General features: G+C 69.8%; 12 protein-coding genes. 9 read left to right on the forward strand and 3 right to left on the reverse strand.

Annotated features, from left to right (window positions below; genetic code table 11):
* Window positions 1-20 precede the first annotated feature (20 nt).
* A complete protein-coding gene (locus ACTIE9_RS08595) occupies window positions 21-1,862 on the reverse strand; it encodes a cell wall-binding repeat-containing protein (RefSeq protein ID WP_439565167.1) in 1,842 nt (613 codons plus the stop codon).
* A gap of 135 nt (window positions 1,863-1,997) precedes the next feature.
* Entirely contained in the window at window positions 1,998-3,203 is a 1,206-nt protein-coding gene (locus ACTIE9_RS08600; protein WP_439565168.1) for a hypothetical protein, read from the reverse strand.
* A 115-nt stretch (window positions 3,204-3,318) separates the two neighbouring features.
* Between ACTIE9_RS08600 and ACTIE9_RS08605 the strand changes: the two genes are divergently transcribed.
* From ACTIE9_RS08605 to ACTIE9_RS08645, 9 genes are read left to right on the forward strand one after another with little or no spacing between them, the layout of a single operon-like run.
* Entirely contained in the window at window positions 3,319-3,930 is a 612-nt protein-coding gene (locus ACTIE9_RS08605; RefSeq protein WP_439565169.1) for an acyltransferase, read from the forward strand.
* Entirely contained in the window at window positions 3,931-5,007 is a 1,077-nt protein-coding gene (locus ACTIE9_RS08610) for a DegT/DnrJ/EryC1/StrS family aminotransferase (RefSeq protein WP_439565170.1), read from the forward strand.
* On the forward strand, window positions 5,007-5,987 hold the full coding sequence (locus ACTIE9_RS08615; RefSeq protein WP_439565171.1) for a Gfo/Idh/MocA family protein: 981 nt from the start codon (window positions 5,007-5,009) through the stop codon (window positions 5,985-5,987). Before ACTIE9_RS08610 ends, ACTIE9_RS08615 begins: the two co-directional genes overlap by 1 nt.
* 49 nt (window positions 5,988-6,036) lie before the next feature.
* Window positions 6,037-7,185: an N-acetyl sugar amidotransferase gene (locus tag ACTIE9_RS08620; protein ID WP_439565172.1), complete on the forward strand. Its 1,149-nt coding sequence runs from the start codon at window positions 6,037-6,039 to the stop codon at window positions 7,183-7,185.
* Entirely contained in the window at window positions 7,182-7,787 is a 606-nt protein-coding gene (hisH, locus tag ACTIE9_RS08625; protein WP_439565173.1) for an imidazole glycerol phosphate synthase subunit HisH, read from the forward strand. The genes ACTIE9_RS08620 and hisH overlap by 4 nt, the downstream gene beginning before the upstream one ends.
* Complete coding sequence (locus tag ACTIE9_RS08630; RefSeq protein ID WP_439565174.1) at window positions 7,784-8,545, forward strand: AglZ/HisF2 family acetamidino modification protein; 762 nt, start codon at window positions 7,784-7,786, stop codon at window positions 8,543-8,545. The genes hisH and ACTIE9_RS08630 overlap by 4 nt, the downstream gene beginning before the upstream one ends.
* 43 nt (window positions 8,546-8,588) lie before the next feature.
* Window positions 8,589-9,656: a non-hydrolyzing UDP-N-acetylglucosamine 2-epimerase gene (wecB, locus tag ACTIE9_RS08635; RefSeq protein WP_439565175.1), complete on the forward strand. Its 1,068-nt coding sequence runs from the start codon at window positions 8,589-8,591 to the stop codon at window positions 9,654-9,656.
* Window positions 9,653-10,804, forward strand: coding sequence for a glycosyltransferase family 1 protein (locus ACTIE9_RS08640; RefSeq protein ID WP_439565176.1), 1,152 nt, complete (start codon window positions 9,653-9,655; stop codon window positions 10,802-10,804). Before wecB ends, ACTIE9_RS08640 begins: the two co-directional genes overlap by 4 nt.
* The gene (locus ACTIE9_RS08645; protein ID WP_439565177.1) at window positions 10,801-11,880 is read left to right on the forward strand and encodes a glycosyltransferase family 2 protein; all 1,080 of its coding nucleotides are present in this window, start codon (window positions 10,801-10,803) and stop codon (window positions 11,878-11,880) included. The genes ACTIE9_RS08640 and ACTIE9_RS08645 overlap by 4 nt, the downstream gene beginning before the upstream one ends.
* Before the next feature lie 12 nt (window positions 11,881-11,892).
* Here the strand turns inward: ACTIE9_RS08645 and ACTIE9_RS08650 are convergent, their stop codons facing one another.
* The gene (locus ACTIE9_RS08650; RefSeq protein ID WP_439565178.1) at window positions 11,893-13,101 is read right to left on the reverse strand and encodes a glycosyltransferase; all 1,209 of its coding nucleotides are present in this window, start codon (window positions 13,099-13,101) and stop codon (window positions 11,893-11,895) included.
* Between the last annotated feature and the right edge of the window lie 42 nt (window positions 13,102-13,143).

Consider the following 13,143-nt stretch of genomic DNA (forward strand, 5'->3'; position numbering starts at 1 on the left):
CCTCTCCCCCGTGGCGCGGCTCAGCCGCAGGTTTCGTACTGGCCGACGCTCGGGCCGAGCACTCCCGTGCCGCCCGCGAGCGTCACCGACGTCACCTCGAACTCGATGAACTGGTCGAGCGTGGTGACGAACGTGCACACCCCGTTCGAGAGGGCGAGCGGCGCCCCCTGGGCCCCGGCGATGGCCGCGGCGCTCAGGGCGTCGGGGAAGTCGAAGCCCGAGGCGATGAAGCCCGCGCTGGCATCGGTGAAGGCGTACTCGTTCAGCAGCGCGGCCGTCTCGAAGCGGGTGATGCCGCCGCGTCGCTCGACCGTCGTCACGCCCGGGATCGTGCGGGCATCGAGCTCGAGCGCTGAGGTCACGACGCCCGTGCCCCCGGCGATCACGATCGTCGCGGCTCCGAGGCTCTCGATGAGCGCACGGGTCTGGGGGTCGACCGCGGTGGCGCCGCCCGGAACGAGCAGCACCGGCCCACCGAGGTGGCCGGCTGCCGCGCTCGCGGCGAGCGCGTCGGGGAAGTCGGCGCCACTGGCGAGGAACACGATGGGGGCTCCGGTCGGGAAGCCCTTGGCGGCGATGTCGCGCGCGGTGGCGTAGCGGTCGATGCCCTCGAAGCGCGAGACCGTCGCGGTCGGCACGGCGGCGGCGAGCGCTGACGCGACGGACCCGCTCACGGCGCCCGTGCCGCCGACCACGATGATCGACGTCGGGTTGAGCCGGCTCAGCTCGGCGAGCACGTTCGGCGGAACCGAGGCGGTGCGCACGAGCAGTAGCGGAGCATCGACCTGGGCGGCGGCCGGAGCGGCGGCCAGCCCGTCGGCGAAGCTCGTGCCGACGGCGACGTAGACGGTGCTCGCCCCGCTCGGGTAGGCGCGCTGCGAGAGCTGCACCGAGGTGTCGAAGCGGTCGATGCCGCTGATGCGCGTCTGCGTCGCGGTGGGGATGCTCACCACGGTCGGGCTGCCGAACCAGTCGGTGAACAGGCGCCAGAAGTTGCGGTTGCCGTAGGAGGCGCAGCTGTCGCCGGTGCCGTAGAGGTTGGCGAGCGCGGAAGCGTTGGGCGTATAGGGCGTGTAGTTGTAGAGCCCGGCCGTCGCGGCGTTGCGGATCGTCGCCGTGATGAACGGGCACTGGGCGGGCACGAAGGCGCCGTTCGGGTAGAAGCTGCGCGGATGCGTCGCGAGCGGGATGGTCTGGCCGGCGAGGTGCCGGTAGCCGCTCGGGTTCTGGCGGTAGCGCTGGAACTGCGACGCGGCCGAGTACACCTGGTTCTGGAACCCGAAGTAGAGCGAATCACACGCCGCGGTGTCAGGGCAGCCGTAGCCCATCGCGATGCGCAGCTTCGTCGACGACGGCGCCGTGTCGGTGATGAGGCTCTGCTCTTTCTGCAGGGTGACGAGCAGCGCCTTGGCGTTGATGCCGCACGCCACCTGCACCTTGTAGATGATCGCGGCGGCCGACTCGTTCGCGGCACCGTCGTAGCGCAGGCAGCGCGGCGTTGCCTCACGCGTCGTCGTGGTCTGCGTGAACCACTTGAGGCAGTCGAGGTTGCCGCAATTGGGCTGCATACGCTCGAGGAAGGCCTGGATCTGGGCCTGCGTCATGCCACTGCCGTTGTAGAAGATGTGGTCGTTGATGAGGTAGCCAGGGGTGAACAACGCGGCATCGGCGGCTGGCTCGACGGCGATGCCCGACGAGACGCGGGCCGGGTCGATCGTGACGTCGGGCGTGGCGGGAGGGCGCTCGTCGGCGACCTGCGCGGCCGCAGGGCCCGCGATGGCCCCGCCGATGATGATGGCGCCAAGGCCCAGTGCGGCGACTGCGCCGCGCAGTGCGCGGCGGATACCGGTGGTGCTGATCATGATGACGAAACCCCCTGCTCGTGCGTGCAGGTGCACGCACCCCCGCTTTCCAGCCTAACCCTCAATCACCACTTGAGGGTGGAATGGAGAAGAAACGCGTTCGTCGTGCGCACATGTGACCCGACCGACCCTCGATCAGGAGCCGCTCGCGAGGAAGGGGGCGAGTCGTTCGGCCGACAGCCGACCGTCGTGCACTGCTGCGACGAACGCTGGCCCGGCGGCGGCGATCGCGACCCAGGGCGTGCGATCGGCGGCGATCGATCGCAGCAGCCGCTCGACATCGACCGCCTGGGCCTGAACGACAGGCAACTCGAACCCCGTTCCCGCGCGCACCCGCTCGCGCACGGTATCCGTGACGTGGCTGAGCACCAGCCGGCCAGCGGCCATGGCCTCGCAGGAGGCCACGCCGTAGATGCCGAGGCGGAACTGGTCGAGCACGACATCCGCGGTGCGAAAGATCGCCGGCATCTGCTCGAACGGCACGTCACGCACGCGCATGTAGTCGATGACACCCTCGTCGTGCAGGCGCTGCAGAGTCCGCTCGACGAGGTCGGTGCCCTTGAGCATCTGCGAGCTCGGCGCGTGAGCGACCCGCAGCGGCCCGTCGTGGTCGAAGGGGGGTGGCGACTGCCACAGCTCGGGGTCAACGACGACCGGCAGCCAGGTGGCGTCGGGCAGATCGTCGAACAGGTCGGGGGTCGAGATGAACACGGGCACGTTCGCCTCGGCGACGAAGGCGCGGTTGTCGCGCACGACCTCGCGCAGGGGCTCGGTGCCGCTCCACAGCCCCGGCGCGAAGGGCGAATCGGTGTGCGCGGCCGCGTGCCGGTCGGGGTCTCGGATGTCGCTGCCATGGAACAGCAACGCGACGGCGATGCCCCGCCGCTGCAGCCAGCGCACCTCGTCGATCGCCCGACCGGAGAGCCCGTTGCCGAACAGCCGCCAGCCCGACTCGACGATCACGTGCGTCACATTCTGCGCGACGAAGCGCTCGGCCGCGCGCTGCCAGGTGCGCGACCACAGGTACACGGGCTCGGTCACGACCGAGTCGCCGGGCGTCTCGTACGGGTCGTCACGATCGACGTGCAGGCTCTGCGCCGCGGTGCCCGGCAGCGTTTGTGCGGCCCGCGCCCAGTACCAGCCCTGCGCGGCCGCGTTGTGCGGCGCGATGAGCAGCCGTGTCGGCTCGGCCGAGAACGCGGGCAGTGGCGGGATGCCCGTGGCCGGCCCGCTGTCGCCCCAGTGGAGCCACCGCCGTAGTGCGCTCTCGGGCAGTCGCCGCAGCAGCTTCCACGCCACGACGCGCCCACGGCGGATCACCGCCGCCTGTCGATCGCCCACCTCTCGAGTGTAGGCGGCCCCCGTCGCGCGATCGGCGCCAGGGCCCGCGCATCCAGTGCGGCTAAGATGAGCACGCCCGTCGTGGCCCTACTGTCCGCCTTCCTTGGAGCACTCCATGCCCGCCCAGCCCGGTTACGTGCACGCCACGGCTGACGTCGCCGAGTCGGCGACCATCGCCGCTGGGTCGAAGATCTGGCACTACGCCCAGGTGCGCGAGAACGCCTCCATCGGCCAGAACTGCATCGTCGGGCGCGGGGCCTACGTCGGCACGGGCGTCCAGGTCGGCGACAACTGCAAGATCCAGAACTACGCGCTCGTCTACGAGCCCGCGAAACTGGCGAACGGGGTGTTCATCGGCCCGGCGGTCGTGCTCACCAACGACCACTTCCCTCGCGCGATCAACGCCGACGGCAGCCCGAAGTCGGCCGACGACTGGCACCCGGTCGGCGTCGACATTCGCGAGGGCGCGTCGATCGGCGCGAGTGCGACGTGCGTGGCCCCCATCGTCATCGGACGCTGGGCGCTCGTCGGCTCGGGCTCGGTCGTGGTGAAAGACGTGCCCGACTTCGCGCTCGTCGTCGGCAGCCCGGCCCGCCGCATCGGCTGGGTCGGCAAGGCCGGTCAGCCCCTGGCGGTCGACCCCGACGACGCCACCCTGTACATCTGCCCGGCCACGGGCGACCGCTACCGCCAGACCGGCGAGCACCGATTGAGTGAGGTTGACTGAATGATCCCCGCCGCCAAGCCCGAGATCGGCTTCCGCGAGAGAAGGGCCGTGAACCGCGTCATGCGCTCAGGCATGCTCGCGCAGGGCCCCGAGGTCGCCGCCTTCGAGAAGGAGTTCTCGGCGCACGTCGCTGGCCGCGAGTCGATCGCACTCAACTCGGGCACCTCGGCGCTGCACATGTCGCTGCTCGCCGCGGGCATCGGCCCCGGCGACGAGGTCATCGTGCCCTCGTTCAGCTTCGCCGCCACGGGCAACTCGGTTTCGCTCACGGGTGCGACGCCCGTCTTCGTCGACATCGAGATCGACCACTTCAACGCCGACCCGGCCGCGATCGAGGCGGCCATCACACCGCGCACGAAGGGCATCATGCCCGTGCACCTCTACGGGCACCCGGCCGACCTGCGCGCCATCTCGGCGATCGCCGAGAAGCACGGCCTGTTGCTGTTCGAAGACGCCGCCCAGGCCCACCTCGCTTCGGTCGACGGCGTTCCGGTCGGCGCGTGGGGCCTCGCCGCCTCGTTCTCGTTCTACCCCACGAAGAACATGACCTCGGGCGAGGGCGGGATGGTCACGACGCCCTCCGCCGAGCTCGCGCGTGCGGTGCGCGTGCTGCGCAACCAGGGCATGGAGCGTCGCTACGAGAACGAGGTCATCGGCTTCAACACGCGCATGACCGACATCCACGCCGCGATCGGCCGCGTGCAGCTCACCAAGCTGCCGGCCTGGACGGCGAAGCGCCAGCAGAACGCCGCCTTCCTCTCGAGCAACCTGCGCGGGGTCGTCGTGCCGCCGATCGCCGAGGGCGCTCAGCACGTCTTCCACCAGTACACCGTGCGCGTCGTCGACCACGACCGCGACGCCTTCGCCGCCGAGCTCGCGAAGCGCGGCATCGGCAGCGGCGTGTACTACCCGACGCCCATCCATCGTCTGCCGTCGTTCCAGCAGACCCTCGACCTGCCCGCGACCGAGCTCGCGGCCGCCCAAGTGCTCTCGCTGCCCGTGTACCCCTCGCTGCGGCAGCGCGACCTCGAGGCGATCGTGACCGCGGTCAACGCCGTGGCGAAGGCGGGCAGCTGATGACCCTGCGCGCCGGTGTGCTCGGCCTGGGCGTCATGGGCCGGTACCACAGCCGCGTGCTCGCCTCGCTGCCGGGAGTCGAGTTCGTCGGCGTGTACGACCCGGCCGACTCGGTCGGGCCCACCATCGAGGGCCGGCCGATCGTGAAAGACCTCGACGAGTTTCTCGACCTCGGCTTCGACTACTGCATCGTCGCGGCACCCACGATCTACCACCTCGACATCGGCACGCGTCTCGCTGAGCGCGGCATCCACGCCCTCATCGAGAAGCCGGTCGCCTCGACGACCGAGGCAGCCATCGAGCTGCGTGACTTGTTCACGGCCGCGGGTCTCATCGGGGGCGTCGGGCACATCGAGCGCTTCAACCCGGCTCTGCAGGCCGCCCGCGTGCGCATTGCCGACGGACTTCTCGGTGAGATCTACCAGATCGCCACCCGCCGACAGGGACCATTCCCCGGTCGCATCGCCGACGTCGGCGTGATCAAAGACCTCGCCTCGCACGACATCGACCTCACCGCCTGGGTGAGCCAGCAAGAGTATGTGAGCGTCAACGCGCGTACGGCGCACCGCTCCGGCCGCGAGTACGAAGACATGCTGCTCGCCGTGGGCACGCTCAACCTCGGCACGATCGCCTCGCACACCGTCAACTGGCTGACGCCGTTCAAGGAGCGCACGACGATCATCACGGGCGAGAAGGGTGCGCTCGTCGCCGACACCCTGACGGCCGACCTCACGCACTACCAGAATGGCGTGATCGAGAACACGTGGGAGCAGGTCTCGTCGTTCCGAGGAGTCACGGAGGGCGACATGACGCGCTTCGCGCTCGTGCGGAAGGAGCCGCTGCTCGCCGAGCACGAGGCCTTCCGCGACGCCGTGCTCACGGGCGACACCTCGCACATCGTGACCCTCGACGAGGGCGCGAATGTCGTGCGCATCGCCGAGCAGCTCGCCCTCGATGGCGTGAGCCACAAGCTTTCCTGAGCCACTGTAGGGTTAGCCGACTTTCCCTCTTCGAAGAAGGTTCCCACCCATGCCTGCAGCACCTCGTGCATACCAGTTGTGCACGCGCACCGTGATGGACACCACCGACCCCGACATCTGGTTCGACGAGGCCGGAGTGAGCTCGCACGCACTGTTCTACGATGAGCACCAGGCTCCCGCCGTCGAGGCCGCCCAGAGCGGCGCGCTGCAACCCGAGCTCGACGCGCTCGTCGCCACCATCAAGGCGGCGGGCGCGGGCAAGCCCTACGACTGCATCATTGGCATCAGCGGCGGCGTCGACTCGACCTTCCTCGCGATGCGGGCCGTCGAGCTCGGCCTGCGGCCGCTCACCGTGCACTTCGACAGTGGCTGGAACAGCGAACTCGCCGTCGGCAACATCGCCAATCTCGTCGAGAAGCTCGGGCTCGACCTCTACACCGACGTCGTCGACTGGCGCGAGATGCGCGACCTGCAGCTGTCGTTCTTCAAGGCCTCGGTCGCGAACTGCGACATTCCGACCGACCATGCCTTCGCCTCCGTGGCCTTCGACCAGGCAAAGAAGTACGGCGTGAAGTACATCCTCTCCGGGCACAACCTGGTCAGCGAGTCGGTACTCCCCACGGCGTGGGGCTACGACGCGGGCGACGCGCGGCATGTGAAGGGCATCCAGCGCCGATTCGGCTCGGTTCCGCTGAAGACCTACCCGACGCTCAGCAAGGTCAAGCGCCACGTCTACTACGAGATCATGAACGGCATCAGCTCGATCGCGCTCCTCAACCTCATGCCCTATGACTACCGCGAGGCCAAGACTGCCATCACCGAGAAGCTCGGCTGGCGCGACTACGGCGGCAAGCACTATGAGTCGGTCTTCACCCGGTACTTCCAGGGCTACTACCTGCCGACCAAGTTCGGATTCGACAAGCGGCGCGCCCACCTCTCGTCACTCATCCTCTCGGGCCAGATCACCCGCGACGAGGCGCTCGAGCGGCTCGAAACGAGCGACTACCCGGCCTCGTTGCGCGAGCAGGACCACGCCTTCATCGCCAAGAAGCTCGGTGTCACGACGACCGAACTCGAGGCGCTCTACGCCCAGCCGCCCGTCGACCACCTCGAGTACCCCTACGATCGATTCGTGTGGCCGATCACGTCGACGCTTCTGCGGTTCGCCGCCCGGGCGACCAAGCCGTTCCGGCGATGAGCGTCTCGGTCATCGACTACGGGCTGGGCAACCTCGGCTCGGTGGCCAACATGTTCAAGCGCATCGGCACCGAGGTGCGGCTCATCTCGACCCCTGATGAGGTCGCCGCGAGCGATCGCGTGCTGCTGCCCGGGGTCGGCGCCTTCGATCACGGCATGGCCCGCCTCACCGAGACCGGGCTCGCTGACGCTCTGCGCGACTTCGCCGCGACCGAGCGGCCCTTCATGGGCATCTGCCTCGGCATGCAGCTGCTGCTCGACGGCAGCGACGAGGGCGAGCTGCCCGGCCTCGGGCTCATCCCTGGCCGCACGAACCGGTTCGACGCCGCGCCCGGGCTGCGTGTTCCGCATATGGGCTGGAACTCCATCAGCGCTCGCCGCAGCGACCCGCTCATCGCAGGCGTCGAGACGGGCAGCCGGTTCTACTTCGTGCACAGCTACCGCGTCGTGCCCGCCCGGCCCGACGACACCCTCGCCGTCACCGACTACGGCGGCGAGTTCACCTCGGTCATGCGGGCCGGCTCGATCATGGGGGCGCAGTTCCACCCCGAGAAGAGCCACGCCTTCGGCATGACCCTGCTCACGAACTTCGCGACCCTATGACGACCTTCCCCCGCGTGATCCCCGTGCTGCTCGTGAGCGACGGCTACCTCGTGAAGCCCGTCGGCTTCTCGGGAGAGAAGTACATCGGCGACCCCATCAACGCCGTGCGCATCTTCAACGAGAAGCAGGTCGACGAGCTCGTCATCTGCGACATCGACGCGACCGTCAAAGGCACGGGCGTCAACTACACGCTGATCGAGGAGATCGCGAGCGAGGCATTCATGCCGGTCGGCTACGGCGGGGGTGTGACCTCTGCGGCGGATGCCCGGCGCATCGTCTCGATCGGCATCGAGAAGGTCGTACTCAACTCGATCGTCGACACCCGGCCCGAGGTCGTCACCGAGATTGCGCAGGCCCTCGGCAGCTCGAGCACGGTCGTGAGCGTCGACGCTAAGCGCCGCCTGCTCGGGGGGCACGACACCTACGTTCGGCGCGGTCGCGCCAAGACCAAGCTCAGCCCCGTCCAGGCCGCTCAGCGGGCCGAGGCGCTCGGCGCGGGCGAGATCATCGTGTCGTCGATCGACCGCGAGAGTTCGTTCAGCGGCTACGACCTCGCTCTCGTGCGCAGCGTGGCCGACGCGGTCTCGGTGCCCGTCATCGCGCTCGGCGGCGCGGCGACCACGAGCGATTTCCGATCAGCCCTCGACGAAGGGGCCTCAGCCGTCGCCGCGGGCAGCATGTTCGTGCTCAACGGCAAGCACCGGGCCGTGCTCATCACCTACCCGAGCCCGGCCGACATCGCCGCCCTGCCGCACTGACCGGGGCCCGGAGGGACGGTCGGGCTGGCTCTAGGCTTGACGCATGCGCATTCTGAGCGTCGTCGGCGCCCGCCCCCAGTTCGTCAAGCTCGCCCCCATCTCCCAGGCGCTCGCGGGCCGCGCCGAGCACCTCATCGTGCACACTGGTCAGCACTACGACGAGCTCATGTCTGACGTGTTCTTCCGCGATCTCGGCATCCCCGCCCCCGACCTCAACCTCGAGGTCGGCTCGGGGCGCCACGGCGCGCAGACCGGCGCGATGCTCGCGGGTCTCGAATCGGCCTTCCTCGACCTTCGGCCCGACTGGGTGCTCGTCTACGGCGACACGAACTCGACCATCGCCGCGGCGCTCGCCGCGGTCAAGATCCACCTGCCGGTCGCGCACCTCGAGGCCGGGCTGCGGTCGTTCAACCGGCGCATGCCCGAAGAGCACAACCGCGTGCTCACCGACCACGCCTCCGACCTGCTGCTCGCCCCGACGGAGGTCGCCATGGGGCACTTGGCACACGAGGGCCTCGCCGAGCGCAGCGTGCTCGTCGGCGACGTCATGACCGATGTGCTCTACCGCGTGCGCGATCGCGTGGCGGCTGAGGGCACTGCCGCGCCCGAGGGGCTCGAGCCCGGGGGCTACTACGTGGCGACCATCCACCGCCCTGACAACACCGACGACCCCGCTCGTCTCGCCGCGATCATCGCCGCGCTCGCAGCCCTCGACGCCCCGGTGCTACTGCTCGCGCATCCGCGGCTGCGCTCGCTCGCCGAGTCGAACGGTATCGCCCTGTCAGCCGGGGCGGTGCGCGCGGTCGAGCCGCTCGCCTACCCGCAGCTCGTGGCCGCCGTGCAGCACAGTCGCGGCGTCGTCACCGACTCGGGCGGGCTGCAGAAAGAGGCGTTCCTTCTGCGGGTGCCGACCACGACCATCCGCCCCGAGACCGAATGGGTCGAGACGGTCGAGCTGGGCTGGAACGCCCTCGTCTGGAACCCCGCCGAGCTCGCTGCCACCGTGCACCGGCCGACGCCGGCCGCGACCGACGCGACACCCTACGGCGACGGGCACGCCGCCGAACGGGTCGCCGACACCCTGCTCGCGGCTCCCGTGCACGGCGCATGAGCGCGAGCGCGACGCGGCCCCGGCTGCTCATCCTCTCGTTCTCACCCATCGAGCGCGACGCGCGCGTGCTCAAGCAGGTGACGCACTTCGCCGAGCGGTACGACGTTGTCACGTGCGGCTACGGCGGAGCGCCGGCCGGGTCGAGCCGCCACCTGCAGATCGCCGACGACGCGCCGTGGTCTGAGCGACGTCGAGAGTGGCTCGTGCTGCGGCAGTACTCGCGCATCTACTGGCACAGCGCCGCCATCCGCGCCGCGCAGACGCTGCTGCGAGACGAACCGCGGTTCGACGTCGTGCTCGCCAACGACATCGACACCGTCGGCCTGGCGCTCTCTCTCGACCCGCGCGGCGGCGTGCATGCCGACCTGCACGAGTACGCGCCGCGCCTCAACGAAGAGTTCACCACCTGGCGCCTGTTCGTCGCCCCCTACGTGCGCTGGCAGTGCCGCCGCTTCGCGCGCCGCGCGAGCTCGGTAACGACGGTCGGGCAGGGCATCGCCGACGAGTACCGTCGCGTGTTCGGCATCGAAGCGAGCGTCGCGACCAACGCGGCTCCGCACCAGCCGAACCTGTCGCCCACCCCCGTCGGCTCGCCGATACGCATCGTGCACAGCGGGGCCGCGCTACGCAACCGGGGTATCGACGAGATCATCGCCGCCGTCGAGGCGAGCACGGCATCCGTCAGCCTCGATCTCTACCTCATGCCGAACGACGTCGGCTACCTCGACGGCATTCGCGCCGCGGTCGCCGGCAGCAGCCGCGTGACGCTGCACGAACCTGTGCCCTACGCCGAGCTCGCCGCGACGCTGAGCAGCTACGACCTTGGCATCCACGTGATCCCGCCCGTGAGCTTCAACAACCGGTGGGCGTTGCCCAACAAGTTCTTCGACTACGTGCAAGCCCGCCTCGGCATCATCATCGGCCCGTCCCCCGAGATGGCGCGCACGCTCACCGAGCACGACCTCGGCGTCGTCACGAACGGGTTCGGGGCCGATGACATCCGGCAGGCCCTCGACGCGCTCACCCCCGAGCGCGTCGCCGCGTGGAAGCAGCACGCGCACGCGGCCTCGGCGTCGCTGAGCGCCGAGCAGCAGATCATGGTGTGGGACGCGGCCGTGGCCGCCATCGCCGAAAGAGGAGCCCGATGACCCCCGAACCCGAGGTCGATCTCATCATCGCCGTGCACACCCCGCAGCGGGCGATCGAGCGCGCGGTGTCCTCCGTACTCACGGGAACCGTCGCACCGGTGCGCGTCACGGTCGTGTGCCACGGCGTCGACCCGGCGCTCATTGCGGCGCGCCTGGGCGACCTCACGGATGACCCTCGGCTGCGGTTGCTGCCCTTCACCGACGGCATCCCGAGCCCGACGGGGCCCTTCAACCACGGGCTCGAGGCGGCGACCGCTCCGTTCACTGCCATCCTCGGATCGGACGACGAGCTGCTGCCGGGGGCGATCGACTCCTGGCTCGCTGTGCAGCGGCGGTACTCGGCTGATGTCGTGATTCCGCGCGTCGGGCTCGCCGAGGGCCCTTCGTCGTTGCGCACTCCCCCGACGCGTCCCTTCCGTTCACACGACCTCGACGGTGCCAAGGATCGCCTCGCGTACCGCACCCAGCAACTCGGCCTCGTGTCGCGCGCGAAGTTTCCCACCCTGCGTCTGACACCCGGCCTGACGACGGGCGAGGACATCGAGTACGGCCTGCGCCTGTGGTTCTCGGGCGCACGCATCGCGTTCGACCGCACCGGCCCCGCCTACTGGGGGCATCAGGATGCGACCGATCGCATCTCGGTCTCGCGCAAGAGCGTCACCGAGGACTTCCAGTTCCTCGACGCAGCGATCGACCCGGGGTGGATCGCCACGCTCTCGCCCGCCGCTCGGCAGGGCATCGCGATCAAGCTCTTCCGCACCCACCTCATGGAAGCGCTTCGATCACGATTCCTCGACAGTGCGCCTCCCGTCCGGGGCGAGAGGGAGGCATTCGCCGCCGCTACCCGCAGGATCGTCGATGTCGCCCCCGAGATGCTCGGAATCGTCAGCATCATCGACCGTCGATTGCTGAGGTCGGTCATGGACCCGGAGTCGAGCCCTGAGTCGATCGTCGCCCTGCTGCACAAGCGCACGGTGCTGCTGCGGCCAGCGAACCTCATCAGCGCCTCGTTCGGCCGTCTGCTGCACCGAGAGGCACCACTGCGCTTCATCGCTGCGGTCAAGCTCACGCCATAGCAGCAGGCGCGGTTACAGACGCAAGAACCCGCGCAGAGCGTCAGCCGACCGACGGCCGTCGTGCACCTCGCCGACGAACCGTACTGCCTCGCGACGCCGTTCACTCGTGACCGCGGCGGGCTCGGCGATGACCGACCGCAGGACGGAGTCGAGCGTGTCGACCGTCGCGTCGACGATCGGCACCTCGATCCCGGTCTGCTCATGCACCGTGCGACGGGTGTTCGGGTCGACGTGCCCCACCACCACGCACCCGGCCGCCAGTGCCTCGCACGCGGCGACGCCGTAGCTGCCGATGAGGAACTGGTCGAGCACGATGTCGCACTCGGCATACTGCTGCCTCATCTGCGCGTAGGTCAGCCCCTGCACTCGGCGGTACTCGATGAGGCCCTCGCCCTCGAGTGCGCGCAGCACGGGGTCGATGAGGTGGCTGCCCTTGATGAGCGGATTCGAGGGTGCGTGCAGCACGACGGGCCGGCCCGAGCGGGGCGGCGCGTCGTCGCGCGGCACGCTCCACCGCTCGACGTCGATGACGACGGGGCACCAGACCGCGTCGGGCTGGTAGCGCAGCAGGTCGGGCGTGCTCACGAAGACCGGCCCCCCGAGTTCGGCGACGACTGCAGCCGCGAAGGCCGCCTTGTCTTCGAGGATGGTCGACGGCAGCTCGGGGTTCGTGAACGGCGACCGCGCGAGCTCGCGGCGGTGCTGTGAGGGCGGTCGCAGATCGCTACCGTGGAAGAGGAGGGCAACCTGCACGCCCGCCGCGCGCAGCGCGCGCACCTCGGCGACGACGTCGGTGCGATACCGACGGCCCAGCAGCGGAAGGGCCGACTCGATGACGACGTGCGTGCGGGTGCGCAGGAAGGCCTCGAACGCGTCGTGCCACGGTGCCGACCGCAGGTAGACCGCGCGCGGCACGACGAGGTCTGCCTGCACGCCGTACCCGCCCGGATCGAAACCCATCATCGCGACCGCGCTCACCCCGGGCAGCGAGCGTTCGACCGCGCGGGCCCACTGGAAGCCCTGCTCGGCCTCGTTGGCGGGCCCGATGACGAGCCGAACGGGCGATGCGTCGACGGGCGGAAGGGCCGGAGGTACGGCGTCGCCCAGACGGAGCGCCACGCGGTCGTACAGGGCCCCGAGCGGCCCGCGGCCCTGCGTCACGGTCGTCACCGCCCGTCGCACCCAGCGTGGTGCGGCGTTGAGCGCACGCACGGAGAACATCGCGCCAGTCTAGAGCGACACCGCGAGCCCTCCCGGGGGCGC

Source organism: Microcella sp. (assembly GCF_051860105.1).
Classification (GTDB): Bacteria; Actinomycetota; Actinomycetes; order Actinomycetales; family Microbacteriaceae; genus Microcella.